General features: G+C 61.3%; 25 protein-coding genes. 12 read left to right on the forward strand and 13 right to left on the reverse strand.

What is annotated here, in order from left to right; translation table 11 throughout:
* Positions 1 to 29: 29 nt before the first annotated feature.
* From argH to LB571_RS04645, 9 genes are all read right to left on the reverse strand, one after another.
* Positions 30 to 1418, reverse strand: a complete 1389-nt coding sequence (gene argH / locus LB571_RS04600; protein ID WP_224592542.1) for an argininosuccinate lyase — start codon at positions 1416 to 1418, stop codon at positions 30 to 32.
* A 7-nt stretch (positions 1419 to 1425) separates the two neighbouring features.
* The gene (locus LB571_RS04605) at positions 1426 to 2787 is read right to left on the reverse strand and encodes an MmgE/PrpD family protein (protein ID WP_224592544.1); all 1362 of its coding nucleotides are present in this window, start codon (positions 2785 to 2787) and stop codon (positions 1426 to 1428) included.
* Positions 2780 to 3673 carry a polysaccharide deacetylase family protein gene (locus LB571_RS04610; RefSeq protein WP_224588284.1) on the reverse strand — a complete coding sequence of 298 codons (894 nt, stop codon included), beginning with the start codon at positions 3671 to 3673 and terminating at the stop codon, positions 2780 to 2782. Before LB571_RS04610 ends, LB571_RS04605 begins: the two co-directional genes overlap by 8 nt.
* A complete protein-coding gene (locus LB571_RS04615) occupies positions 3670 to 4449 on the reverse strand; it encodes a polysaccharide deacetylase family protein (protein ID WP_224592548.1) in 780 nt (259 codons plus the stop codon). Before LB571_RS04615 ends, LB571_RS04610 begins: the two co-directional genes overlap by 4 nt.
* 234 nt (positions 4450 to 4683) lie before the next feature.
* Positions 4684 to 5481 (reverse strand): ABC transporter substrate-binding protein, encoded by a 798-nt coding sequence (locus LB571_RS04620; RefSeq protein WP_224588117.1) that lies wholly within the window; start codon positions 5479 to 5481, stop codon positions 4684 to 4686.
* A gap of 56 nt (positions 5482 to 5537) precedes the next feature.
* Positions 5538 to 6299: an amino acid ABC transporter ATP-binding protein gene (locus LB571_RS04625; RefSeq protein ID WP_224592551.1), complete on the reverse strand. Its 762-nt coding sequence runs from the start codon at positions 6297 to 6299 to the stop codon at positions 5538 to 5540.
* Positions 6299 to 7174 (reverse strand): amino acid ABC transporter permease, encoded by an 876-nt coding sequence (locus tag LB571_RS04630; RefSeq protein WP_015316548.1) that lies wholly within the window; start codon positions 7172 to 7174, stop codon positions 6299 to 6301. The genes LB571_RS04625 and LB571_RS04630 overlap by 1 nt, the downstream gene beginning before the upstream one ends.
* Positions 7175 to 7832: 658 nt before the next feature.
* On the reverse strand, positions 7833 to 8204 hold the full coding sequence (locus tag LB571_RS04640; protein ID WP_224592555.1) for a hypothetical protein: 372 nt from the start codon (positions 8202 to 8204) through the stop codon (positions 7833 to 7835).
* A 564-nt stretch (positions 8205 to 8768) separates the two neighbouring features.
* Positions 8769 to 8915, reverse strand: coding sequence for a hypothetical protein (locus LB571_RS04645; RefSeq protein WP_015316546.1), 147 nt, complete (start codon positions 8913 to 8915; stop codon positions 8769 to 8771).
* A gap of 428 nt (positions 8916 to 9343) precedes the next feature.
* On the opposite strand from LB571_RS04645, the gene LB571_RS04650 reads away from it, so the two are divergent.
* Positions 9344 to 10069 (forward strand): cytochrome c oxidase assembly protein, encoded by a 726-nt coding sequence (locus LB571_RS04650; protein WP_224592558.1) that lies wholly within the window; start codon positions 9344 to 9346, stop codon positions 10067 to 10069.
* On the opposite strand, the gene LB571_RS04655 is transcribed toward LB571_RS04650, so the two are convergent.
* Genes LB571_RS04655 through LB571_RS04670 form a run of 4 tightly spaced genes read right to left on the reverse strand, consistent with a single transcriptional unit; the run spans position 10070 to position 13765 of the window.
* Positions 10070 to 10876, reverse strand: a complete 807-nt coding sequence (locus LB571_RS04655; protein WP_015316545.1) for an ABC transporter permease — start codon at positions 10874 to 10876, stop codon at positions 10070 to 10072.
* Positions 10873 to 11598 (reverse strand): ATP-binding cassette domain-containing protein, encoded by a 726-nt coding sequence (locus tag LB571_RS04660; protein ID WP_015316544.1) that lies wholly within the window; start codon positions 11596 to 11598, stop codon positions 10873 to 10875. The genes LB571_RS04655 and LB571_RS04660 overlap by 4 nt, the downstream gene beginning before the upstream one ends.
* Positions 11595 to 12557: a PQQ-dependent catabolism-associated beta-propeller protein gene (locus LB571_RS04665; RefSeq protein WP_224592561.1), complete on the reverse strand. Its 963-nt coding sequence runs from the start codon at positions 12555 to 12557 to the stop codon at positions 11595 to 11597. The genes LB571_RS04660 and LB571_RS04665 overlap by 4 nt, the downstream gene beginning before the upstream one ends.
* On the reverse strand, positions 12545 to 13765 hold the full coding sequence (locus LB571_RS04670; RefSeq protein ID WP_015316542.1) for an ABC transporter substrate-binding protein: 1221 nt from the start codon (positions 13763 to 13765) through the stop codon (positions 12545 to 12547). The genes LB571_RS04665 and LB571_RS04670 overlap by 13 nt, the downstream gene beginning before the upstream one ends.
* A 741-nt stretch (positions 13766 to 14506) precedes the next feature.
* Here LB571_RS04670 and LB571_RS04675 point away from each other — a divergent pair.
* The 11 genes from LB571_RS04675 to LB571_RS04725 all read left to right on the forward strand — a co-directional run bounded on the left by LB571_RS04675 (position 14507) and on the right by LB571_RS04725 (position 26060).
* Positions 14507 to 14602, forward strand: a complete 96-nt coding sequence (locus LB571_RS04675) for a pyrroloquinoline quinone precursor peptide PqqA (RefSeq protein ID WP_140620309.1) — start codon at positions 14507 to 14509, stop codon at positions 14600 to 14602.
* A gap of 115 nt (positions 14603 to 14717) precedes the next feature.
* Entirely contained in the window at positions 14718 to 15656 is a 939-nt protein-coding gene (pqqB, locus tag LB571_RS04680; protein WP_224592562.1) for a pyrroloquinoline quinone biosynthesis protein PqqB, read from the forward strand.
* The gene (pqqC, locus tag LB571_RS04685; RefSeq protein ID WP_015316540.1) at positions 15653 to 16411 is read left to right on the forward strand and encodes a pyrroloquinoline-quinone synthase PqqC; all 759 of its coding nucleotides are present in this window, start codon (positions 15653 to 15655) and stop codon (positions 16409 to 16411) included. The genes pqqB and pqqC overlap by 4 nt, the downstream gene beginning before the upstream one ends.
* Positions 16408 to 16704: a pyrroloquinoline quinone biosynthesis peptide chaperone PqqD gene (gene pqqD / locus LB571_RS04690; RefSeq protein WP_015316539.1), complete on the forward strand. Its 297-nt coding sequence runs from the start codon at positions 16408 to 16410 to the stop codon at positions 16702 to 16704. The genes pqqC and pqqD overlap by 4 nt, the downstream gene beginning before the upstream one ends.
* A complete protein-coding gene (gene pqqE, locus LB571_RS04695) occupies positions 16701 to 17828 on the forward strand; it encodes a pyrroloquinoline quinone biosynthesis protein PqqE (RefSeq protein ID WP_224592565.1) in 1128 nt (375 codons plus the stop codon). Before pqqD ends, pqqE begins: the two co-directional genes overlap by 4 nt.
* 951 nt (positions 17829 to 18779) lie before the next feature.
* Positions 18780 to 19775, forward strand: a complete 996-nt coding sequence (locus LB571_RS04700) for a glycosyltransferase family 2 protein (protein ID WP_015316537.1) — start codon at positions 18780 to 18782, stop codon at positions 19773 to 19775.
* On the forward strand, positions 19772 to 21562 hold the full coding sequence (locus LB571_RS04705; protein ID WP_224592569.1) for an ABC transporter ATP-binding protein: 1791 nt from the start codon (positions 19772 to 19774) through the stop codon (positions 21560 to 21562). The genes LB571_RS04700 and LB571_RS04705 overlap by 4 nt, the downstream gene beginning before the upstream one ends.
* A gap of 4 nt (positions 21563 to 21566) precedes the next feature.
* The gene (locus tag LB571_RS04710) at positions 21567 to 22790 is read left to right on the forward strand and encodes a glycosyltransferase family 2 protein (RefSeq protein ID WP_015316535.1); all 1224 of its coding nucleotides are present in this window, start codon (positions 21567 to 21569) and stop codon (positions 22788 to 22790) included.
* Positions 22787 to 24166, forward strand: a complete 1380-nt coding sequence (locus tag LB571_RS04715; protein ID WP_224592573.1) for a glycosyltransferase family 2 protein — start codon at positions 22787 to 22789, stop codon at positions 24164 to 24166. The genes LB571_RS04710 and LB571_RS04715 overlap by 4 nt, the downstream gene beginning before the upstream one ends.
* Positions 24084 to 24824, forward strand: coding sequence for a class I SAM-dependent methyltransferase (locus LB571_RS04720; protein ID WP_141906172.1), 741 nt, complete (start codon positions 24084 to 24086; stop codon positions 24822 to 24824). Before LB571_RS04715 ends, LB571_RS04720 begins: the two co-directional genes overlap by 83 nt.
* A gap of 15 nt (positions 24825 to 24839) precedes the next feature.
* Positions 24840 to 26060 (forward strand): glycosyltransferase family 4 protein, encoded by a 1221-nt coding sequence (locus tag LB571_RS04725; RefSeq protein WP_015316533.1) that lies wholly within the window; start codon positions 24840 to 24842, stop codon positions 26058 to 26060.
* Positions 26061 to 26073 lie beyond the last annotated feature (13 nt).

A 26073-nucleotide genomic window follows, 5' to 3' on the forward strand; every position in this document is an offset into this window, starting at 1 on the left:
GTTCTCGCGTAGGTAAATAGCTCGCCTAATTACCCGAGCATGACCCGCAGTTCGGCCGCGGCGCGGCGAACCTGCACGGGTGCGGTGCCGCCGCGATGGTTGCGGCTGGCAACGGAGCCTTCCGTCGTCAGGGCATCCACCACGTCCTCCGAGATAATGGGAGCAAAAGCCTGCATGGCAGCAAGCGGCATCGCGGAAAGTGTAGCGTAACCCTGGTCTCGTGCCGCGCCCACGATCGCGGCCACCGCATGGTGGGCATCCCGGAAGGGCATGCCGGCGCGCACGAGATAATCTGCGAGGTCTGTCGCCGTCGAATAGCCTTTTTCCGCAGCCGCGCGCATGTTGGCGGCCTTGACCTTAATCGTCGGCAGCATCTGCGTCGTGACGGTAACCGCGCCACGCACATTCTCCAACGTATCGGTCAGCGGCGGCTTGGATTCCTGCTGGTCCTTGTTGAAGGCGAGAGGCTGAGATTTCATCAGGGCCACCGACGTCGTCAGGTTGCCGATAACACGCGCGGCCTTGCCACGGACAAGCTCGGCAAGATCAGGATTGCGCTTCTGCGGCATGATCGACGAGCCGGTGCAGAACTGATCGCCGAGCTCAATGAAATCGACCATTGGCGTACACCACAGGATGACCTCCTCGGCAAAGCGCGACAGGTGGCCCATGATGACTGCCCCGGCCGAGCAGATATCAACCACGTAATCGCGATCGGACACCGCGTCGAGCGAATTGCGGAAGGCGCGCGAAAAACCGAGTTGCTGCGCGCTGAAATCAGGATCAATGGGATAGCTTGTTCCCGCGAGCGCCGCGGCGCCCAGCGGTGACACGTTGAGGCGCTCGCGCGCCTGGCCAATGCGCTCGACATCGCGGCTGAACATCTCCGCATAAGCCATCAAGTGATGGCCGAACGTAACCGGTTGCGCGATCTGAAGGTGGGTGAAGCCCGGCATGATCGTAGCCGCATGGGGTTCCGCGAGATCGACGAAGGCGAGGATAAGCGCCTGCAACTCAAGGCCGAGCGCTGCGAGTTCGGCTCGTGCATAAAGGCGAATATCCGTCGCGACCTGGTCATTGCGCGAGCGGGCGGTGTGAAGCTTCTTGCCGGCGTCGCCGACCAGCGCCGTCAGGCGGCTTTCGACGTTCATGTGGACGTCCTCGAGCTCCTTCCTCCACGCAAAAGCACCGGATCCGATTTCCCCAGCGATCGTGTCGAGACCGACCTGGATGGCATCGTGGTCCGTGGGCGTCAGGACGCCTGCGCGCATTAGCATCCGGGCATGAACCTTGGAGGCGGCGACGTCATAGATGGCGATGCGCTTGTCCTGGTCGAGGCATTCGTGAAAGTCGCGAAAGTCGGTCGAGACTGCCTCCTTGAAGAGGGGCGACCATGTTGCGTTCGAAAGTGCGGACATTGTCATCTCACGGTTGGAGCAGGTTGGTGAAAGGGCGGACATCGGCGACGGCATCGATGCCGAGGATCTCATCGCGGAGCGCGGCAATCCGAGTTTCCGGCAGCACTGCCCCGGCAAGGTCGGTGTATTTGGCAATGATGCGTTCATCGCTCAGCGGATTGAGCGGTCCGCCGAGCGGATCTTCCACCTTCGCCGAGAACGCGCTCCCATCAGGGGTACGGATGTGCACGGACGGCTCTTCCTCATCGCGCATCGCCTGGTCGACGCGAACCGTCACACGGTCCAGCCATTTGCCGATCGCTGGATCACGCCAGGCTTTCTCCTCGAGCTCGGCCAACGAGACCTTGCCGTAATGCAGCCGCGCCGCGACCGCATAAGGCAGGCTCATCTGCGCCTGCGCTCGCGAGGTTACAGTCTTGTGGCCGCACATGCCGAACTGGAAGCCGCTCATCTCGACGGAGACCGAAGCGACATCCGAACTCGCCAGCCCGTTGTCCCCGAGCATCAAATCGATGGCGTCGATGGCTGAATGCGTGCCGCGGCACGTCGCGTGCGGTTTGATTGAGCAGCGGTTGAGCCGCCAGTTCTGGCCGAAATCGCGACTGAGCTCTTCCGGCGCCGCCCGCACGTCACCGAAGGTTCGGAAAAATCCGCCCCAAACATCGTTGAAAGCCGAAATTGGCCCGCGAAAACCGGACCGAGCGAGCCGGGCCGAAACGTAGCCGCCCTCCGCGGCACGGCCGGCGTGAAGCTTCTTGGCAGGGCCGCCATCATGGATGAAGGCCCAGGTCCCGCCCGAATAGGAGAGCGCGCAGCCTAGCGCCGAGGCTATGCCGTCTCGATCCAGCCCCAACAGTGTCGCCACGGCCGCCGCAGCGCCGAAGGTCCCGCAGGTGCCAGTAGAATGCCAGCCTTTGCCGTTGTGGGTTTCATAGCCGCCGCAGGCCTCCAGGACGCGGCGTCCCACCTCATACCCAAGCAGCACCGATTTGAGGAACAGGCGACCGTCCACCGCCCGTCCGGTCGTCTCGAGTGCTGCGATGACGGCCGGCAGGACGACGGCGCCGGAGTGGTCGCAGCCGCCGGAGTCGTCCAGTTCGAAGGCATGCGCGGACACGCCGTTGATAAAGGCGGCGGTGCGGGCGTCGGTCTTGAGCGGCAGTCCCCAGGCGCTCGCCTCTCCTATGTCGCCCTTCAACCCAAGTGCGTCGACCGCGAGCTTCGTCTCGAGGGATGTCGCGCCCGCGATCGAAACGCCCACCGTGTCCAGGATATGGAGCTTGGCTTTTCGCACCGTGTTTTCAGGAAAGTCCGAAAAGTCCGTGGCAGCGAGTTTGTCGGCAAGTGCAGTCAGAATGGTTTCAGTCATCGACGCCCTGCTCCTTGCGGTAGGCGTCGAAGACCTGGATCGGATGATCATTCGCGACGGTCGAGCCAAGCGCCTTCTGGCGCTCCGCTATCTCGGCGCCAGTCGCCAGCCACACATCGTCGAAGCTGAGGATGTGACGCAGCAGGTCCTCGACAAGCGAGATGCGCCCAGGTGTTCCGCTCCATTCCGGTCGAAGCTGGATAACGTAGCAGAGGCCGAAGCGGCGATATGCGTCGAACTCGGCGACCCAGTTGTGAAGGACGCCTTCGTAGTCGGGTATCCGGCCCTGCCCCTTCGGAAAGGCGGGCGCGAAATTGAACTGGAAATAGGGCCGGTCTTCCAGCTCGATGTGAACCGGAATTGCCACAAGGCCGGACGGATGAGTGTAGGGCACGTCGTCGCCATTGAGGCTGGCCGACCAACTGTAGCCCGCTTCCATCAGAAGTCTGTCGAACCCTGGGGGCCAATTGCCCTGCGGCAGGCGAAACCCGGTTGTGTGCCTCCCCGCCAGCGTTTCCAGTGCGTCCCTCGAGCGCTTGAGGCTGTCGAGCGACCGGGCAGGCGTGAGCGCATCGTAGCGATCGAAGGCAAGACCGCTGCTTGCGATCTCGTGCCCCGCATAGGCGATCCGACGCACCAGGTCGCCATGGCGATCCGCCGTTTGGGCGTCCAGGAACCAGCTTGCCTTGACGCTCGATGTGGCGAATGTCCGGCAAAGCCGTTCGACGCCACGGGTTGCGCCGAATTGCCAGACCGACAGGCTCTTCGATCTGTTGGCAAGATCGGGAGCGGCGGCTATCGCGTCGGCTCCGTCGTCGAACGGCACCGCGATCATCACGGCGCAGTTTTTGCCCTTGGGCCAGATTGTAGGCTGTGGCGTGGTCATGGCGTCGGCTTTCGATTGTCGGCCTCGGACCAGCGTTCAATCCACCAATGGGCGATGTCGCCGAGACGGGCCGTCCAGACGCTGTCGCCTTTGCTGGCGATCACCTTGAACAGGCCTTCGAGAATGGAAAGCCGCCCTGGCTTGGCGCATACCTTCGGATGCAGGATCGTCGTCCAGCACAGCCCTTCGCGGTGATAGCCTTCGAACTCCGCGCACCAGTTGCGCTCCACGACGCGATAGTCTGCAATCCGGTCAAGCCCGACGGGGAAATCCGGCCTCTCCGTGTAGGCAAGCGCGGTGTAGTCGTCGATGTCCCAGCGCGCCGGGACTTCAACGAGCCCGGGACCCTCATCGGAAGGATGGAAGTAGGGGCGGTCGTCGCCGCGCATGGAACTCGAGTAGATGACGCCGAAATCCTGGAGAAGCGCCACCGTTTCGTGGCTCCAATCGCCCGATGGTGTTCTGAACCCGATAGGGGTCACGCCGAGCCGGTCGCGAAAAATCCGGCGCGACCGCGCCATCACGTCCAGTTGCTGCTCCGCCGTGAGGTCAATGAACACCTCGTGGCGGTGACCGTGATAGCCAACTTCGTGCCCGCCGGCCACGATGCGCTCGCACCGGTCGGTCCAGTGCTCCACAACCCAGGTTGGGATAAAGAAGGTGGCCCTGAGGTCATAGGCCGCGAGCAGGTCGAGTAATCTCGGCAGCGCGCGCCATGGGCCATAGGCGCCCTGCGTGAAATAGCGCGGGTTGCAAAGCAGCGATCCGTCGAGCATCGCGTCTCCCGTCGGCCCATCGACGTCGAAAGCGAGACCGACTGCGGATTGTCTTCCGGCTGGCCAAAGCGAACCGATGATAAGAGGCGACTGCGGCATGGCGTGGTCATTCTGTTTGGGGATTCATCCGCGCCCGGCAAAGCCGGGCGCGGATTGTGAAAGACAAAAGCTCTCCGCTCCGGCCGGATGACCGGTCAAATCGCGAAGTGAGGAGATTTAGGTGCGCCTCGGTGCTTACTTCACGCCGTTGATGACGGCCTTCGGCACCGCGTTGTGCACCAAGCCCCACTTCTTGAGCATGGCGTCGTAAGAGCCGTCCTTGATCAGTTCGTCTAATGCGCCGGCCACGGCATCGCGAAGGCTGGTATTGTCCTTTTTGAAGCCCATGCCGAAGGTATCGTTGCTGAGCAGGGGTTCGCCGACGAGTTGATAGGTGTCCGGCTCGAGGCGGATCTGGTAGGCAATCGTTTCGATGCCCTGCACCACGGCGTCGTAGCGGCCCTGCTTCATGCCGAGACGGGCGGCGTTGGAATCGGCCGTTCCCTCGAACTTGATCGCAGGCTTACCCTTGGCCACGCAGTTGGCGTCGCTCCAGCCGGTGACGTTTTCGCCGAAGGAGGTCGAACGGCTGCCGGCGACGGTCTTGCCGCAGAAATCCGTCGTTTCCTTATATTGGGCGGCGTTGGCCTTCATCGTGAAGAGGATTGGGCCACTCGTTATGTAGTCGACGAAGTCCATGCTGGCTTGGCGCTTCACGTTGTCGCTCATGCCGGAGATGATCATATCGCCGCGCCCGGTCTGGAGCCCGCTCTGCAGCTCCTGGAATGCGGAGGTGACGAAAAGCACGTTAAGGTTGAGCTTTTTGCCAATGGCGTTGATCAGGTCTACGTCGAAGCCATCCAGCGTGCCCTGATCGGGATTGACGAATTCCATGGGCGGGTAGATCGGGTTCGTCAGGACGCGCAGTTCACCCTGGTTGACAAGGTTAAGCTTGGTGTCGGCGTGCGCAGCACCGGCCGCGACCAAGGCCATCGCCGAAACGGCAATGCGTATGAATTTCATGGCTTTTTCCTCCTGAAGGTTGTTTTTCAAAGCACCGCAGAGATGAAATTCTTCACTCTGGGATTTCGTGGATTTTCGAGAATCTCGGCGGGTGTCCCGCAGTCGACGATGCGACCGGCGTCCATGAACAGCACACGGTCGGCCACCTCGCGGCAGAAGCCCAGTTCATGCGTGACGACGATCATAGTGGTGCCGGACGCCGCAAGCTCCTTCATCACGCTCAGCACCTCGCCGACCAGCTCCGGATCGAGCGCCGAGGTGGGCTCGTCGAACAGCATCGCTTTCGGCTTCATCGCGAGTGAGCGAGCGATCGCCACACGCTGCTGCTGGCCTCCCGACAATTCGCCCGGGTAAGCATCGGCCTTGAGGGAAAGCCCGACGCGGTTGAGCAGGGTCTTGGCTTCATCGATGCAATCCCTCTTGGGGCGTTTCTGCACTCCCACCGGCCCTTCGACGATGTTTTGCAGCACCGTCTTGTGCGGGAAAAGATGGAAACGCTGGAACACCATGCCCACGGACTGCCGCTGGCGGGCGATCTCGCTTTGGCTCAACGGATGGAGTTTGTTCCCATCACGGCGGTAGCCCACGATTTCGCCCTCGATGGCGACATATCCAGCATCGATCTTTTCAAGCTGGTTGATGCAGCGCAGAAAGGTGCTCTTGCCAGAGCCGGATGGGCCGATGATGCAGACGACCTCGCCCTTGGCAATTGCAAAGTCGATGTCTTGCAGGACATGGAAAGAACCGAAATATTTCTGCAGACCGACAACCGTGATCAGCGCGTCCATCACGCCGCCTCCTCGGTGAGAGGTTGGCCGGCGGGCTGACCGTGGCCGCCCCAGCCTTTCGAAAAGTAGCGCTCTACGAAGATCTGGCCAATGGACAGTACAGTGACGACGACCATGTACCAGATGGCGGCGACAATCAGCAGTTCGATGACGCGAGAGTTGACGTAGTAGACGTCCTCGACGCTTCTCAGCAACTCGGAATATTGGATGACGCTGGCGAGCGACGTGAGCTTGACCATGCCGATGGTTTCGTTGCCGATAGGCGGAACGATAACGCGCATGGCCTGCGGCAGGACGATCCTCAGCATAGCGCGTAGAGGCGTCATACCAATTGAAAGGCCGGCCTCGGTCTGGCCCTTGTCCACGGCCAGAATGCCGGCGCGGACCACCTCGGCGGTATAGGCGCCTTGCTGGATGCCCAGCCCAAGGAACGCGGCGACGAAGGGCGTCATGATGTCGACGGTTCGAAACGAGAACAGTCCCGGAATTCCGATCGTGGGAAAAATCAGCGCGAGGTTGAACCACAGCAGCAGTTGCAGAAGCGCCGGCGTGCCGCGGAAGAGCCAGACGTAGCCTATCGAGACATTCCTCAGCACCGGATTGTCCGACATGCGCATAACGGCGGCCACCACGCCTAGCACGATGCCCAGCGCCATGGCGCAGAATGTCATGATAATGGAGTTGACGACGCCCTTGAGCACGCTTGGCGAAAACAGGTTGGTGCTGACATAACTCCAGGCAATGTCGCCGACCCAGAAAGCCCTGACGAGCATTGCAAGCAGGACAATGACAAGGAGACCCAGGATTTTCGTCCCAGTCTTGCGTCGCGGCACGATCACGAAATGTGCCGGTTCAGCGCTCCCAATTTCGCGCATGATGAAGGTTCCCCGAGGCTCAATCGCCTCGTTTTTGTTTTGATGCCCAAGCGTAACCATGCGACCACGATCGCCGCAAACGAGATATGAGCATGCGATTTATGATGGATTTGCATAAATCCGTTGCGGCTCGTACGGCCGCGAACGTGCAGCGATTGTTGATCGTCGTTCACCTGATGAATGGTAAGAAATCCGTGTCGGACCTACTTTCTCTGGTGGGCGGGACACAGGCCGCCCTTTCACAGCATTGAGCGGCATGGCCAAACTCGGAATCGTCCGATCCCGCACCGAAAGTAAACAGCGCTTCTATGCCTGTACGTCGGAGCAGGCGAAGATAGTGGTTGGCTTTCTAAGCGACATCGCCGAAAGCGAAAGACTTCCTCTGCGAAAAAGATCGGGAAAGGCGCCATCTTGTTGTCCCGGCTAATCGGTGGGCGCCAAGCCGCGCCGCGAAGTGTGCAAGTCTACCTCCTGCCAAGTCTCTGAAGAGCCGCACCGGTCGGCTGCTGGCCAGACGCCGCATTTACGTGCCGATGTCAGCCCACGCGTGTTCATTCTCGGCTGTTGGCATGGGTTCTCCGAGCAAAGTACATGGTTGTGGACATCGCCACCGACGAAGAGAGTCATAGGTCGTGGGCGTTCCAACACGCCTGATGATCTAATCGGAAAGAACTTCGCGTTTCGAGCCATCTGGGCCCGTACGCTCGGCTTCTCCTTTGCACAAAGGATGACCGCTACGGGCAAGCAGTTCGCGTGAACGCTGAATATTGCGCCGCCCGCCTTCGACGTGAGCACCAGGCGCAAGCGTGGCAAGACGCTCCTCTTCGGACGCGTTGGTCGTCCGACAGGTCTCAAGCAGAAATCTGATCATTGTCTCATCTGCTTTGGTGCCCGAAAAAGTTTTCGCGAGGTTGCGAGCTTGCTTGTCCCATTCGCATTCGGGGATGTCGCCCGCTGCGATTATGACTTTCAGAGCGTTTTTTATGACGTCGAAATCAAAGGCTGAGATCAGGGGACGCTTGTGTCTCATATGCTTCTCTCCGCGTGTCCGACGAAGCTGCCGAAGAGTGGATCGGAAGCACCAACTACAAACCCTCGCCCGTCACCAACTTGACGCATTAACCTGCGTTAATGGCCACTCCGTAACTTCTGCCCGTGACCAGGAGCAGCGCGTTCGAAACTTAGCTAACATTTGGAGCTGCCCTGAGAGTAGGCGACCGACGCCGGGTTGGGGGGCGGGGTACACGCCGGTCGCCATCAAGGATAGGGACCATGAATTCAGCAAACTGCGTTGCGATTGGTCCTTGAAGAAATAGAGGCGATTCGCACAGAAATTGCAATTGGCCCTAAGCGCTCCTGTTGGCCTCAGGTCCCTTTCGGGCTGTGCCGTTGCCTTTTAATGGATCGCTTTGCTGGCGATGCTGGGTCGCCACGCCGGCCTGTGCAACCGCAGGAACATTCCCCGCGCTGTGGAGTTCGACATCTGTCGATTGCCCAATCAAAGCACTGGAACGGAGAGAGCTCGTCTCGGCTGACGCCGGGCGGGTTTTCCAGCATGGCCAGGACGGTCATTCCGGTCCAGCGATCATAGCGATCACAATTGCCACCCGTCGATGTACTTCTGCACGTCGAGCGAAATGGCTTGCGCGGTGATCGGCGCCGCCCACGAAACGAGGGCAACGCTGACCGAGAACGAGATCAGCAAAGCGAAGGCGGTCGCGAACAAAATGTGGTCCCTCATGGAAGCACCTGTTAACCGACGCCAATCCGGTTCGTTCATTCACGATCCGTTAGCCTGTATGTCGTGGTCTCTCCTTCCTTAACGAGCCGTTGGGAACTTTATGCGTCATCGTTTGCTAAGCGCGTCAATGGCGGGCAGGCTCTGCCATCGGCCGCCGTTTATGCGGGTGCAGCCGACGATAAAAGTACGTGCTCTTGCCCGTTAGGGCGGCAATCCACGCTTCGCAACCATGTCTTGAAGACCCCGACTCCTGAGGATTTTGGGCTTTTATGGCCATCGATGCATCACGTCGAAATGGCCCTCAAAGCCCGGCTGGGAGATCGCGTATCAGCCGATCGAGCATGTCTATTTTCCCGAGACGGGCATCGCGTCGGTTGTCGCCGCCATGACCGGAGGGCGGCAAAGCGAAGTCGGCATCATCGGCCCACATGATCGAGCATGAACTGCTGATGGCGGTAGCGGCGCCGCTCCTTGTCGCCGCCTGCCCCGGCGCGGTCCTGATATGGGCATTGCCGGCCGCACTTCGCCGAGGGACGGGAAGGCTCACGCACGGCAGGATTCTCCAGGCGATCTGGACCGTGGCCAGCCGCCCCCTCAACGCAACCGTCATCCACGGTATCGCGATCTGGATCTGGCACGTTCCCGTCCTGTTCGAGGCAGCGCTTCAGCAGGGCGTGCTGCACTACGCCCAGCATGCGAGCTTCCTCGGCACAGCCCTGCTGTTCTGGTGGGGGATTCTGCCGCGTTCCGGCCGCCAGCAGGCCTATGGCAGCGCGGTCATGCATCTCTTCTTCACGTCACTGCACACCGGTCCGACCTTGTGGTCCGACCGGCGCGATCGTGGTCGCCACGAATCGGACATGGCGACCGGCGGCTTGGAAGCGCGCGCCATTCCGATCATGATCGCGAACGGCTGCTCTGGATGCCATACGATCCCCGGCGTGCCGGGGGCACAAGGCCAGGTTGGTCCGCGCCTCGATTCCAGCCTTGCCGACCGGGTCTTTATCGCCGGCGTGCTGGCGAACAATCCGGAGAACCTGATCCGCTGGATACGAGCGGCCAGGGAGATCAATCCGCACACGGCAATGCCATCGACGGGGATCACAGAGCAGCAGGCGCGTGATATCGCTGCCTACCTCTACGCCCTGAAATGATCAGCCCTCGCCGCCGCGCCGGGACCACAGGCCGCGGCCGGGGTCGTAGCCGACCACTGCCGCCAGGAAAAACACGACGAGGCAGGCGAGAACGACAAGGGCGGAAACGGGATCGAAGCGCAGATAGAGCGTGAAGCGTATCAGTTCGACCGCCGAACTGAACGGGTTCCATGCGGCGATCGTAGCCAGCACCGGCCCCGCCTCGGCGAGCCGCCATATCGGATAAAGCGCCGTCGAGGCGAAGAACGTCGGGAAGATGACGAAGTTCATCACGCCGGCGAAGTTCTCCATCTGCGTCGAAACGGACGATACCAGCAACCCGAACGCGCCCAGCATCAGGCCTGACAGGACCAGCGCCGGAAACACGGCGAGGTAGCCTAGAAACGGCGGGCGCACGTCCCAATAACGCGCGATCAGCAAGAACAGATAGACCAGCGGCAGACCGACGATGACGCTCGCCAGCAGCCGCGCGGCAAGCAGATACCAGCGTGGAAGCGGCGCCGTCAGCAACAGGCGCATGCTGCCCATCTCACGGTCGTAGACCATCGCCAGCGAGCTTGCCATGGCATGGAAGAGCAGCATCATGGCCGCCAGCCCGGGGACGACATAGACCTCGTAGAGCACGTAGGTCTGATAGGGCGGCGTGATTGACAGGCCAAGCACCGAGCGGAAGCCGGCGGCGAAGATGGCGAGCCAGACCAAAGGCCGTATGATCGCCGAGAGCAGCCGGCCGCGCTGCCGAAGCGTTCGCAACATCTCCCGCCGCAAGATGCCGTCGAGCGCGCGCAATGCGTGGTGGACTTTCATGGCGAGCCCGTCAGCACGGCGAATGCCCCCGCGATGGTTTCGACATTAAGCTCGGGCGCGATGCGATCCGCGCCGCCGGCCCAGCATACCCTGCCCTGATCCAGCACCACGACATCATCGTCGGCCGCCACCTCTTCGAGGAAATGCGTTGCCCACAGAACGGCAATGCGACGCTCTCGGCAAAGCTTTCTCATATGCTGTTCAAGCGCGCGCCGTCCTGGCACGTCGAGCCCGGTGGTAGGCTCGTCGAGCAGCAGCAGGCGCGGACCATGCATCAGCGCCCGTGCGATCTCCACGCGCCGGCGCTGGCCGCCGGACAGCGCGCGGGCGGGATCGTCGATCCTGTCCAGCACCTCCAGGCGGCTGAGTTCCTCCCTGGAGCGCTCCTTGCTCAGCTCCGTGGGAAGCCCATGCAGGGCCGCATGGTATCGCAGGTTCTCGCCGGCCGTCAGATCGAGGTCGAGAGTCGGCAATTGAAAGACGACGCCCATTTGCGCGAGCGCGGCGGAAGGATTGGCATTCATGGCTTGGCCGAAGACCTGCACTGATCCTACGCGCGCGTGGTAGAGACCGGTGATCAGCGAGAACAAGGTCGTCTTGCCGGCGCCGTTGCGTCCAAGCAGGATACACATCCTGCCTTCAGCCACCGCGAACGAGACGCCCTGGAGAACCCGCCGGCTTCCGAAACTGTGACCTAGATCCTCGACTGACAGGGCGTTCATGGGCCAATCACGACGCCCCACGGACCGCGCCCCACCGGCAGTGATCTCACCACCTCCTGATCGTGAAGGTTGATGAAGGAGATGTCGCCCGAGTTGCCGTTGGCGCTGATCAGACGCTTCTGGTCGTCCGATAGCGCTACATGCCACGGACGCTGGCCGACGAGATAGAGGCGCCGCACCGCCAGCGTCTTGGTGTCGACCTCTGCAACCCTGTTGGCCGGGCCGAGCGCCACATAGGCGGTCGTGCCGTCGCGCGACATCTCAATGCCAACCGCTTGCACCCCCTCGCGCCGGATACCCGGCACCTCGAATTCGATCTTGCCAGTTTCAGCGCGTGTAGCGGTATCGAAGACGGCGACGGTGCCCCGGATTTCGGACGACACCCACAATTGCTTGTCGTCCGGCGAAAACGCCGCCGCGCGCGGCCGCGTGTCGACCAGCAGATTGTCGATGAGCTCGAGTGTGCCGGCATCGATGAGATGAACCATGCTCGTCGTCTCCGAAGTGCAGGCGACCGTGCGGCCATCGGCGCTGACTGCCATGCCTTCTGGTTCCACGCCGACGTCGATGGTGCCTGTGACCTTACCTGCCGCGATATCGACGACCGAAACCAGATTGTCATTTTCATTGGCCACGAAGAGCCGCTTGCCGTCCGGATGGACAACGAAGAATTCCGGATCGGCGCCCGAAGGCAACCGACCAACCACCTGCCGTTTGGCGAGATCGATCACATCGATGCGGTTGTCGTCGCCTTCGGCAACGAATAGCGTCTTCTTGTCGATCGAAAGCGCCATCCCGCGCGGACGCCGCCCGACATCGATGGTTGTCTGCAGGGTCATGGCCACCCCGTCGACGACCGCGACGGTGTTGTCCTGTTCATTGGAGACGTAGATCGTCTCAGCCGAGGCGGGAGGAACGAGAATCAACATTGCAAGGATAAGATCAATCAGAACTTGCATGTGCTCTCCTCCAGATCGATCCCCAGAGTATCGAGTGGCGTTCGCTGGTGCAGGAAACCGGGCTGTGGCGAGTTGGAGACGAGCAGCCGAGGGCCCGCGATCAGGACAGGCTGGCGCATCTGGCCGTTCCACGGACGGAAACTCAGCCCCTGTCCTTTGAATCCGGCGAGCAGGAAATCGTTGCTGCGGAGATACTTTCCGATCGCAATCGGATCGAGGCTGTGCAGGCGCGTTGCCGCCTCGCCGATGCTTCGCACGGCGAGCCAGGCGGCGTAGTCGCTGGGCAGCATCCAGCGCCCGGCCTGCTTGTGGAAGCGATCCTGGAGTTGCGTGGCACCCCACTCTTCGTTGACCGCGCTCCAGCCGGTCGCGACGAGACCCTGCGTCCCGGCGACCGGCCGCGGAAATGCGGTTCGGCCTTCGAGATAGGCGCCAAACTCGTCCGCCTCGTCGGCAACGACGAGCACATCATAGTCGCTGACCTGCGTGGCAGCGGGAATCTCGGTCTGCAGCGTGACATGTCCTGTGTCGGCGCGCCCGTTGGCCGGCCTGAACGTCCAGGGCTGGTCGATGGTGATCTCTGCTCCGAAACGCGTCGCCGCGCGTCGAAAGGCGACCGCCATCGCCCGGTCCTCGGGATGCGCCCCGACCAGCAGGAACCAGTGCTGCCAGCGCTTCCAGACGAGATATTGCGCCAGCCCGTCAGCGAGCATCGCGCGGCTCGGAATGGTGTGTAGCACGTTCTTGCGGCAATCCTCCTGGCGGAGCCGCTCGTCAGGAGCGCGACTGTTGAACAGCGTCATCCTCTCGGCGCCTGGAGCGTCGCTCGCCTGCAGCAAACGGGCGGCATCGAGATCGGCGATGAGGAAGTTGATGCCGGCGGCCGCGAATTCCTTGACCGCTTCGGCTGGCATCTCGCCGGGCTTGAGGGTGATTTCCTGCAACCGGAATTGCTGACCGAGAAAGCGGCCGGTGCTGGCATTGTCGGCGATGCCGAGCCGGGCACCTTGCAGGCCGTCGTCGGTGACGACCTCGTCCAGTGGCCCGAGCGGTAGAGGCGGTTTGCGCTGTTCGCCGAGATAGCCGATCACCATCGTCTGGGGCTCGCCAAGCCCGGGCGCGACCAAAGCGAGCAGCACGAGAAACGTCAGCGCCAGCCTCATTCGGCCCAAGGCGGGCAAGCCAAGTGGGACGTCAAAAATCGGCATGTGCGCTCCAGGATGGAAGCGACCCTAATATTTTGGACAAAGGAATGTTCCTGGATTCCAACAAAGTGAGCCCGCCCCATTTCCGCATTTGGGGCGGGCTCCATGCCTTGGACCGGTAGAGGGAGGACCGACCCCGACTCCAACTGCTGGAAATTCCGATCGTTCCTTGGCCGCGCTCTTTCCCAAGTCGCAGCCGGCCCCCTGAGCGGCACGCCTGCTCTCACCGCTTCTTGCTTGCGGCTACCGGCGGGCCAGCGCCCAGCTGGTCTAGCTTTGCAAGCGTTTCAACTCTATCAGGAACGATCATGAAGCGTGGCGATGCTCCTTCTCGGCACCGGTCGGTCGACGGTGCTTTTGACCGGTCACTACGACACGGTGGCAACGCGCGATTACGGCGCGCTTGAAATCTGGCCACCCGGCCTGAAGCTTTGACACGCGCATTGCGCGATTCTTTGGCGGGGACCGATGCGCCAGCCGCCCGACTAGCTCGGGCCTTTGGCATGCATCACTATGAACGCACGAGGCGTGACCGCATTCATATTTGACGATCGGATTACCGGTTGCGGCTCGACATTTCACGCCTGTTCGAGGAAAGTTAAGGCTGGGTTCATTCGAAAACCGGGCTGGTGATGAAGGAACAACTGAAGCTGCAACACGTTGTAGCCTCCAAGAGTGCCCATTTTCAGGTAATGGCATCGATAGCGTGACCGGCCCGTTCGGCTGGCGCAAGAGGAGAACGCGATGAAGAAGATCTGGAAGAAACCGACCATGTGTCAGGTCGCCGCCGGTTTAGAGATTTCGCGATACCTGCCCGCAGAAAATCCGCCCAAGAAGTAGGCTGCAATTGCATGTGCCCTTCAACGGCGGCATGCAATGCCTTGTCCGTAGGAAAATTGGACGCGGTTGCTTTTGAGAACGTCCTGCTAGTTCCATAGGGCTTCGGAGCGATGGTATGCTCGTGAAGATCATCGGATCGGCGGCGGGAGGCGGCTTTCCGCAGTGGAATTGCAATTATCGTTTGAGCTGGGCGGCTCGCAGCGGGATGCCCGGCGTTCGTCCACGAACCCAATCATCCATTGCCGTGTCGGGTGACGGGGCAGGCTGGGTTCTCTTCAATGCGTCGCCCGACATTCGCCAGCAGATTGCGCAAACGCCTGAACTGCAGCCGCCAGCCGATGCGCCGCCGCGCTCGACGCCTATCCGCGCCGTGGTGCTGACCAACGCCGACGTGGACCATGTCGCCGGCCTGCTCAGCCTGCGTGAACGACAGCCGTTCGCAATCTATGGAACAGCACAGGTGCTGGAGACGCTGGAGGCGAATTCGATTTTCAACGTTCTCGATCCGTCGATCGTATCCCGGCGCCTGCTGGGGCCAACGGGCGAACTGGCGATCCGCGACGCGTATGGCCGCGAAACTGGCGTTGTGGTCGACAGCTTTCCCGTACCTGGGAAGATCGCGCTCTACCTCGAGCAAAAGGCCGATCCCAGCGCCGATTTCAGTTCCGACAGGGGTGACACAATCGGAGTCCGCATCACTGCGACCGGCAGGTGCGGCGCCATCTTCTACATTCCGGGCTGCGCGCGCATCGATGCCGCCCTGCGCACTCGTGTTGCTGATGCCGCCTGCCTGCTGTTCGACGGCACCGTCTACACGGACGACGAGATGATTATTGCCCGTGTCGGCCAGAAAACCGGCGCGCGCATGGGGCACATCGCAATCTCTGGAGAGGAGGGCTCGATTGCTGGCTTAGCCGATGTAAAAATCGGCCGTCGTATCTTCGTCCATATCAACAACACCAATCCTATTCTCGACGAGAATTCCGCCGAACACGCGGCGGTCAGAGTGGCTGGTTGGGAAGTCGCCAGCGATGGGATGGAGATGGAATTTTGAGCGATTTCCACGAGGCTGCGAAAGATGGCCTGTCCAGGAGCGAGTTCGAAGCCGTGCTGCGGCAGGTCGGTGAAGAACGTTATCACAACCGACATCCTTTCCATCACAGTATGACCAGTGGCGCTCTGTCGAAAGCCGAAATGCAGGCCTGGGCGCTCAACCGTTATTGCTACCAGGCCGTCATTCCGCGCAAGGACGCCATGATCCTGGCGCGTGCCGAAGATCCGGCGTTTCGCGCCGCGTGGCGCAAACGCATCGAGGATCATGACGGCGACGACGGCTGGAGCGGCGGCATCGCGCGCTGGCTGCATCTGGCCACCGCACTGGGGCTCGACGCCGAAGCGGTCAGGAGCGAGCGTCTGGCGCTGCCGGCGACCCGTTTCGCGGTGGGCGCCTACCTTTCCTTCTGCACCAACCGTACGCTGCTCGAGGCGGTCGCATCGTCACTCACGGAGATGTTCTCACCCCGCATCATCGGCGAACGAGTGCCGGCGATGCTGGCCAGATACGACTACATTACGCAAGACACGCTGGCCTATTTCAGCTGGCGGCCCGAACAGGCATCACGCGACGCGGACTTCGCGCTCGCCTACGTGCTAGAACATGCCGACACGGCCGAACGTCAGCAGCAGGCGATCGATGCGCTGGTGTTCAAATGCGACATATTGTGGGCGATGCTCGACGCACTTCAACATGCCTATGGCGCGCCTGGAAACATACCGCCCGGCGCCTTCCGCCCGAAGGCGGCCTCATGACGGGACTGCGCGAAAGAGCCATCGTGTCGTTGCGATCGGCGCCGTCACTGCCGAAGCATGTCCGAATCCAGTACGACCCTGTGCGGCGCGCCTTCGCCGTGCTTTCGCCGGAGAAAGTCTTCTGGCCGGACGAGGTCAGCCTCGACATCTTGCGCCGCTGCGACGGGAGATCCACGGTCGGCCACATCATCGCCGACCTTGCGGCCGACTATGACGCCGGTCAGGATGCGGTAGCGGCCGACGTCATCGCCTTCCTGCAGGAATGGTCGGACAACCTTCTGGTGAAACTATGACCGAGCCTCTCCTGCCTCCGATCGGCATGTTGGCGGAACTGACGCATCGCTGTCCGCTGCAATGCCCTTACTGCTCCAATCCGCTCGAATTGCTGAAGGCCAATCGGGAGCTCGACACGCGGACCTGGCTCGATCTGTTCTCGCAGGCCGCCGATCTGGGCGTTCTCCAGGTGCACCTGTCTGGCGGCGAGCCGACGCTTCGCCGCGACCTTGAGCAACTGATCGCCGCGCTTTCGTCGCGCGGTATCTACACCAACCTCATCACCGCTGGTGTTGGCATTGCCGAAGGCCGTATCGAAGCCTTTGCCGAAGCCGGTCTCGACCACCTGCAACTGAGCTTTCAGGGTGCCCGTCAGCCGACCACCGACCGTGTCGCCAACCACAGCGGCAGCCACGAAAAGAAGCTGAAGACGGCACACCGCGCCCGCGCGGCCGGGCTGCCACTCACCATCAACGCACCGATCCATCGTCACAACATCGAGGAGGTACCCGAATTCATCGATCTGGCTCTTTCCTTGGGCGCCGACCGGCTCGAGATCGCCAACGTGCAGTATGCCGGCTGGGCGCTGGCCAATCGCGATATGCTGATGCCCGAATGTGGCGCGATAGACCGGCAGGCGGACATCGTCGCAGCCGCGCGCGAAAGGCTCGCCGGCATTATGAACATCGATTTTGTCACGCCGGATTATTTCGCCACATATCCCAAGCCATGCATGGGCGGTTGGGCGCGCGACGCGTTAGTGGTTACCCCGGACGGTACTGTATTGCCGTGCCACGCCGCGCAGACGATTCCTTCGCTTCGCTTCGAACGTTTTGGAGCGAAACCGCTGGCCGACATCTGGGCCGCGTCACCCGCATTCAATGCCTTTCGCGGCACCGAATGGATGCAGGAGCCATGCCGAAGCTGCGAGCGGCGTGAGATCGATTGGGGCGGCTGCAGATGTCAGGCGTTGGCGATTGTCGGCGATGCCGCTGCGACAGATCCGGTCTGCATCAAGTCGGAGGCACACGCGCGCATGGCTGCGCTGGTCGATGAAACCCGGCGCAACGTCGCCAATGCCGCAGGGGACGAAGGTTTCATCTATCGCCGGATAGGAATCGTGAATGACATTTGCGTGACATAGGTCCGCGGAACGATCTCAGGAACTCGATGTGAACCAACGCCGGTCCTTCATAGGGTCACGCAGGGCGACGCCAGGATCACCGTCATCCGGGGGTGGATGGTCGCCATCCGATGGTTCGGCTCGTTCGGGCGAATGCAGTGCTCTCAGATGTCTCCGCGCTTCTAGCCACGCGGACAGCTTGGCCGGCTCGAGCCTTCTCTCTCCTAGGTGCAGGCCCCGCACCTCGCTGCCCCCTGGCGCACGCGTTTCTCGCGCAGAAACGATGGCCACGCGGCGGGTTTGCTTGATGCGGTGCCATGGCGAACCCTACTCGTCTATTCGAATGACGCCAGTCCACACAGCCACAATGCTATGGCGATCGCCTTCGCCCGCAGGATAGGCACATAACCAGTAGCGCCCTCTCCTCCTCTCTCGGCTAACCGTCGCGGCTTGAGTGCGGCTGCGGGTGAGTCCTGTCTCTCATTGCAGCCGTGCCGATCTCTTCCCCGTCGCGCATTGGCGTCGCAAGGCAGGTCGGAGCTTTATGTCGGTCGCTGAGGTTGGTTCGTGAAGACGCGCCAGTACCTCATCAGGATCCCGGTCAGATTAAAGGCTGCGTAGTAAGACGCCCGCCTCTTGAACAGCCAATCTCAGCTTAGCGGTGGGCGGGACGCCGCGCCGGACGGCGGCGTTCACGGTAACGGCGCGCGCTGGCGGTTCAAGCGCTGTTTCGGGCCGTAAGAAAATCTGATCCTGCAAACCGGACTTTAGAGATGATTAAATTAGCAATATTGCGCATTGCGGTGTAATTTTGTGTTGCAGTGCAGCATGCCGCCGTGACTCACACTTCCAGGTTCCCGCACGACGGCGTAGTCGGCAGAGCCATCGAGGCCGGGGGGTGCGTGTCGCGGAGAGGCTCGCCGGGCGCCGGTTGCCTGTCTAGCCAACTTTTTGCGGAGACAACAGAGGCCCATGATCAAAGACAATGCCACGGTGGGCGTCGTGGTGCCGATGTTCAATGCGGAACGAACGATTCGCGCGACCCTGAACAGCATCTGCGGGCAACACTACCAGGCGCTGGACATTGTCGTCGTCGACGACGGGTCGACGGACCCTTCTGCCTCGATTGTGGCCTCCTATGCTGAACAGGATAGCCGTATCCGCCTGATAAGGCAGTCGAACGGCGGCGTTGCGAATGCGCGCAATCGTGGAGTTGCTTCCACCGATGCGGAGTTCCTGGCGTTTGTGGACGCCGACGATCTTTGGGCCCCATCCAAAATCGCGCTTCAGATGTGCACCTTACAGCAAGGCGGCTCTTCCGCAGGCCTGGCATATTGCTGGTTCGCCGATATAGACGGCGACGGCCGGGTATTCTCATTGCATAACCGGCCCGATGCCGAGGGTCGCGTGCTCCAACGCATGTGCAGGACGAACTTTGTTGGCAACGGAAGTTCAATGCTGGTCCGACGCGCCGCGTTCGAGCGAGCGGGAGGCTTCGACCCTTCCTTGAGGGCCAGGAACGCACAAGGCTGCGAGGACCTGCTGATGTGCCTCAGAATAGCCGAAAGTTACGAGTTTCGCGTCGTCCCTCAGTACCTCGTGGGTTACCGGATGACGAACGCCAACATGTCGAGCGATGTCATGCAGATGCTTCGTTCTTGTGAAATTGTCCTTGCCGAGTTTCGCCAGAAGTACCCGCAGTTCGGGGACGATCTCGACGATCATCTGATCGACATGCTGCATTGGCTCGCCGTAAGGGCCTTGATCTGCGGGCGGCTTTCGGCAGCGTATGGCCTGATGAAGAAACTCTTCCTGATGGAGCCAGGGACGGCGATTTCTCGCCTGCCAAGAATGGTGGACATCTACTGCCGAGCCCGACTGGTGCCTCGGTGGGTCAAAATCCGAGTGAAAAGGAGCCGAAACAAAAACGCCGAGTTCCAGCCCCCCTACGCAGAGGGCATCTGGTGAGTCTGGTCGCGCGATTGCGGCGGCTCTTTCGCCTGGCGGCGGCGCCAGCCTGGGCTGGGCCGACCGTGGTGGGACTTGGACTGATCGCAGCGGTTCTGGAAGGTACGGGTCTCGTCCTGTTCATTCCCCTGCTGCAGAGCCTCGGAGCCTCGCCGCCTCAGCCCGGCAGATGGCAGCCGGTGTTTGACAGGATCTTGTCACCCATCCCGCATCAACACCTGACCGCCTTCCTGGTCGGAGCGCTTTGCGTCAGCATCGTCCTCAAAAACGCGGTCCATCTCATCAACACCTGGGTAACCAGATACATTGACGGCCTCGTCGCGCACCGGTTGCGATCCAGGGTTTTCGATCAGACGATAAGTTCGTGCATCGACTACCGTGTCGAGAACAGGCGAACGGACATCATCACGACAATTGCCAACAATACCTGGAAGGTCAGCCAAGGGCTGAGCCTGGCCTACCGGTTGATGATCTGCCTTTGTACCTTCGTCGTCTTCGTTCTCTTGATGCTATTGATCTCAGTCCGATTGACCTTTTTTTCGATGATTTTCCTGCTTTTCGGAGCAATGGCCATTCGTCTGGCAACGCGACGCGCTGACGAGACCGGCAAGGCCGTCGTCGAGGAAAACAAGCAGTTCGGCCTCAGGATGTGGGAAAGCATCAATTCATTGCAATTGATCCGTGCCTTCGCACAGGAATCCTACGAGCATGACCGGTTCGTTCAGACATCGGACAGGGTAAGGCGTCGTCTGTTGAGGCTCGACATGCTTTGGGCGACCCCCGGGCCTGTCTCGGAGATCTCGATCACGATCCTGATCGGTGCACTGGTTCTCATTGCGGAATCAGCAAGCATAGGAATCGCGGCTCTCGCCGCTTTCCTGTCGCTGCTTTATCGTCTCCAGGCTCCCACACGGGAATTGCTGCAGTCGAAGATTGCGCTGGACGGGCTTGCGGGCGCGATTGAGGATGTGGACGAGTTCCTGCGCACAACGCAAACGCCGTTTCTCAGCCAAGGCTATCTGCCGGCGCCCGCCCTCAAGACGGCCGTCGAATTTCGCGATGTCTGCTTTCGGTATGCGCCCGATCAGCCTTTGGCGCTACAGGATGTCTCCTTCAGTATCCCCGCCGGCAAGACCACAGCAATCGTTGGCGAGTCGGGTGCCGGCAAATCCACCCTCATGGCCCTGCTCTTTCGCTTCATGGACCCGACGTCGGGGGAAGTCCTCGCCGACGGTATCCCGCTCTTAGGTTTCGAGTTGCGCAGTTGGCGCAAGCGGCTGTCGCTGATGTCTCAGGAGGTATACCTGTTCAACGATACCATCGCGGCCAACATCGCTTACGGCGATTTCGACGCCGGTGAGCACGAACTGCGCCAAGCGGCCCGCATTGCGAAGGCGGACGATTTCATCCGTTCGCTTCCGGAGGGCTACGAGACGCAGATCGGCGACCAGGGAATGCGCGTGTCGGGGGGCCAGAGGCAGCGGATCGCGCTGGCCCGGACCATACTTCGCAATCCCGACATTCTCCTTTTGGACGAAGCCACGAATGCGCTCGACGGTGAGACGGAACAGGCGTTCCAGATCGCCCTCGAGCAATACTCGCACAATCGCACCGTGGTTGTCATTGCGCATCGCCTGTCCACCGTCCAGGCCGCTGACCAGATCATCGTGATGTCGAAAGGACGGGTGATCGAGATTGGTCCGCCGGATCAACTCCTGAAGCGGGCGGGCCATTTTTCAAGACTTCACGAGTTTCAGCTCGGTCGTGTTGCCATGGGTGCGAACTAAGGCGATGGGCTACAAGATCGTCGACGTCGAACTGTCAATTCCGCTGGCCCCGATTGAGCTTGCGCCAGAGCACGATGGCGTTGGTCTCATTGCCCGCTGGCAGGGCCGGCTTGTCGGCTTTGAGATGATCGCGCTCGCCTCCGCAGCGATCCTGTCGGCGGAGCGACAGAAATCCGTTGCCGATGAACGTTTTGCCGATCGCATCCTGGTTGCGAAGATGGATAAGGAATTGCTGCGGCTAAGACCGGTTGGGCAATCGCCCCTGCCGAGCCTCTCCGTCGCGATATGTACGAAAGACCGCGCCGAACGTCTTTCGAGGTTGCTGGGTTCGCTCGACAGCGTCCGACGCACAACCGCTTTTCCGAGCGTCGAAGTCGTCGTGGTGGACAATGCGTCTGTGGATTCAGCCACACGCGAAGCAGTCGAGCGCTTCGAGGACGTTCGTTACGTGTTCGAACCGAGGCCCGGGCTTGATTTTGCACGAAACGCCGCTCTTCGCTCGGTCACGGGCAGCTTGATTGCCTATCTGGACGATGACGTGGTCGTCGACCGCAACTGGCTTGACGGGCTTGCCAAAGCCTGCCGGGATAATCCGGGTGCCGGTGGCTTTACGGGTTTGGTGCTGCCGCTTCGCCTGGACACCGAGGCGCAGATCTTTTTCGAACGAAGGGGCGGATTTGGCCGCGGCTTCAGGCGCAACGAATTCCACAACACCCGATTCGATAATGCGCTGCACCCGGTAGGGTCTGGTATTCTCGGCGCCGGCTGCAACATGGCTTTCGACCGCACGCTGCTGGTATCGCTGGGCGGCTTCGACGAAGCGCTCGATACCGGAGCACCGCTGCCTGGCGGTGGCGATCTCGACATTTTCTATCGCGTGCTGCGTTCAGGCCGGCCCATGATCTATGAACCGGAGTATGCCGTTTACCACGAGCATCGCGAGACGATCGACCAATTGAGACGGCAATATTGGACATGGGGACTTGGTATGATGGCCTTTCTTGTCAAAAGCCGTCGGACCGACGGAGAGCTCAGGGCACGTCACCGTGCCATGGTTTGCTGGTGGTTTTTCGATCGGCTGAAAGCGCTGGCACGGGCCGCGCGCAAGCTTCAAGGTCGTGATTTTCGTTTCGGCATTGCAGAGTTGTGGGGTGGAATCTGCGGCCTGGCAGGCGAATATGATCGCTCACGTATCCGCGTGCAGAGAATCCGGGAGCAAAACCGGTGAATGGCGAGGCCTTCCGTGTCAGGCAAATCGATCTCGGCTCCGCCTGTGCGGACCCCGATGTGGGAGATACCCCTTCGCTATCGATCTTCTGGTGGAAGGACTTGCCGCTGGGAATGCGAGCGTCCTTGCCTGACGAATTGCCCTACAGCGAGGCAAGTCTGCGGCAGTTCGCGGCGGAGTTTTCGGCAGCACAATTGGCTGCCCGCAACATCCCGCTGGGCGCCCCCTTGCGGGCGACCTATGAAGGATCGCCAAAGTCCGCGCTCTGTTTGACGGCGGCGCTCGGGGCCGACGACCTTGTCGACCGCCTTGATGAACTTGCAACTGCGTCTTCAGCGTCGGCCCAGCACATCTCAGTCGTAATTTGCACGCGCGACCGCGGCCCCGCCCTGGCGGAGTGCCTTCAAAGCGTTGCAAGGCAACGCAGCGCCCCGGGCGAAGTCATCGTCGTTGATAACTCCCGCGACGGCAACGCTCGGCCGGTATGTGTCGGCTTTCCTGAGGTCCGTTTCGTTCATGAGCCGCGGCCCGGATTGAGTGTTGCCCGATCCGCCGGCATCCGGGAAAGCCGTCAAGACATCATCGCGTTCACGGATGACGACGTCGAGGTTCATCCTGGCTGGACTGCCGAAATCGCGCGCGCCTTCGAAGAACGGGACATCGAGGCACTGACCGGCTTGGTGCTGCCAGCCCGGCTCGATACGATCGCCCAACGCCGTTTCCAGTTCGACATGGGCGGTTTTGGGTCCACCTTCGTGCCGCTTCTCTTCGACCACCGCTTCTTCGAAGAGACCCGGCCAAGCGGAGCGCATGTTTGGAAAATCGGCGCCGGGGCCAACATGGCCTTCCGGCGATCGGCCTTCGATCGGGTAGGCTCGTTCGACGAGCGCCTCGGCGCCGGTGCTGCCGGATGTTCCGAAGATTCGGAGCTATGGTACCGGCTGCTGGCCGCAGGAGGGACTTGCCTGTATGAACCTCGCGCCGTTGTCTTCCATCATCATCGCCGCGATTGGCCGGGCTTCCGACGGCAAATAAGAGCCTACATGAAGGGCCACGTCGCAGCTCTTGTCACGCAATATGACAATTTTGGCAATCGCGGAAACATCGATCGCATCTGGAAGCAGCTGCCCGCATATTTCTTGAGAACATTCGTCAAGGCGCTTTTCGAAGGCCCCCCCGGCAGGACCAGTATCCTCGCGGCAGAAGTCGAAGGCTGGCTGGCTGGTCTTCAATTCCTCGTCCGTTTCGGCTGGCGAAAACGGCGAACATCAAATTGGTTGAGGAAGAAAATCGATGATCCGCAAGGCGCCGCTCGGACAATTCCTGTCTCGAAATCCCTTTCCAAACGCTCTGACGGACGGCCTTTTCTACCGTGAGAAGATGCGCGCAATTCATCGCGTCGCGCCCGCGGCGATCGACGGGCCCGGCCGGATACTCGAAATTGGAGGCGGGCGCAGCGGGATGGCAAGTATCCTCTATCCGAACGCTGAAGTCGTTAACCTCGATCTCGATCCCGAGTTGGGCAACCACCAGCCAGATTGGGCGAAGTCGACCTTCGTCTGCGGCGATGCCTGTGACCTCCCCTTCGCGAACGACAGTTTCGACGTGGCGACGCTCTTCGACGTGCTTGAACACATTGAGGATGACCGTAGTGCCGCACAAGAGGCCTTGAGGGTCGTGCGCCCAGGCGGGTATGTTCTTGTCTCGACGCCGCATGCGGAGTGGCATTACCCGTATTTTCGCGTCATGAAGCCCTATTGCCCGCATGAAAGCGAACTGATGCAGGAATGGGGTCACGTTCGTCGCGGCTATTGGGATCCCGAACTCGCAGCGCTCTTCGACCGTGCGCCGGAACGCCGCGCCACATTTATCAACCCGGTGACGGCACTCTTTCACGACGTCGCATTTTCTCGTCTGGGACGCCGTCGCCGCAAGATACTTTACGCCCTTGCGGCGCCGATCACGGCTGTCGGCTACGTGCTGCACCACCGCTCGACACGCGGCACGGAGACGGCTTTTTCCTGGCGTAAATGAATTTTGGGGCATTTGATGGGCCGCCGCGCTTCCCTCGTCATCGCCCTCTTTCCATGGGGCGACGTCGTGGAGGAATTCCTCGATCCGATAGGATTGCGGCTTAAGGATTTCGTCGAACAGATGACCGGCGGCTGGCTGTTCGGTTACGTCTCCGCCCTGCAACTGGCCGGCCACAGGCCGGTCATTGTGTGCGCTTCCGAGCATGCCTCGCAGATAGAATGCCACTACCATGCCGGCACGGGCGCGCCGATCTGGGTCGTTCCCGGCGCGCGCGCGCGTCAAGGTCACTCCGCAGCGGGTCACAGTCTGCGGCGCTGGTCCGCGACGCCGCTCCCGGCGTTCCGGGAGGTGCTCGCCCGATCCCAGTGTGATGCAATTCTCGTTCAGGAATACGAATATACCCGGTTTGATGCGCTTGCCTGGCTGGCAGTCCGTAACCGCATTCCGCTCTATGCAACGTTCCAGGGCGGCGACCGGACGCTCTCCTGGATAGAGGCAATTGCCAGGCAGGCATCTCTCCGTGCCTGCAGCGGCCTAATCGTCGCATCGGCTGCGGAGCGTGAACGCCTCGCCAAAGCTTACCCGCGTATAGCCCTCAAGGTAGCGAATATTGCCAACCCCATCGATTCCAGCGAGTGGACAGCGATCGAACGTCAGCAGGCGCGGCAAGACCTCTGTCTGGCGCGCGGGAATTTCGTCGTCGTCAACCACGGACGCATCGACGTTCGCCGTAAGGGGCTGGATGTGCTCCTGAAAGCATGGTCCTTCTTTTCCGGTGATGCTTCGTCCGAACTGGTCATCATAGGCTCGGGGCAGGACCGAGACGTTTTTGCCAGGCTGCTGAGAGAGGCCGCACTGCCGAATGTGAGATGGCTTTGCGACTATACCACGGACCGGTCCTTGATACGGCGTTGGCTTTCGGCGGCGGATGCCTATGTCACTGCGTCCCGCACCGAAGGTATGCCCGTCGCACCGTTGGAGGCGATGGCCTGCGGCCTTCCGATCGTTGCTACCGACGCACAGGGCCTACCCGACATCTTGGCAGACGGCGAGGCATCCGGCGGCCTCATTGTTCGAAGGGACGAGTCGGCGGAAATTGCACACGCGCTGAAGAAACTTAAGGACGATCCAACCATGCGAGACCGCCTCGGACAGGCGGCGCGAAAGCGGATAGAGGGAAGTTTCTCGCTCGGCGCGGTGGCTGGCGCTCTCGATCGCTTGCTGACCGCGCGGTAGCGTCACTTGCGCA

The sequence above is a fragment of the Mesorhizobium sp. BR1-1-4 genome, from assembly GCF_020165375.1.
In the GTDB taxonomy this organism is placed as follows: domain Bacteria; phylum Pseudomonadota; class Alphaproteobacteria; order Rhizobiales; family Rhizobiaceae; genus Mesorhizobium; species Mesorhizobium australicum.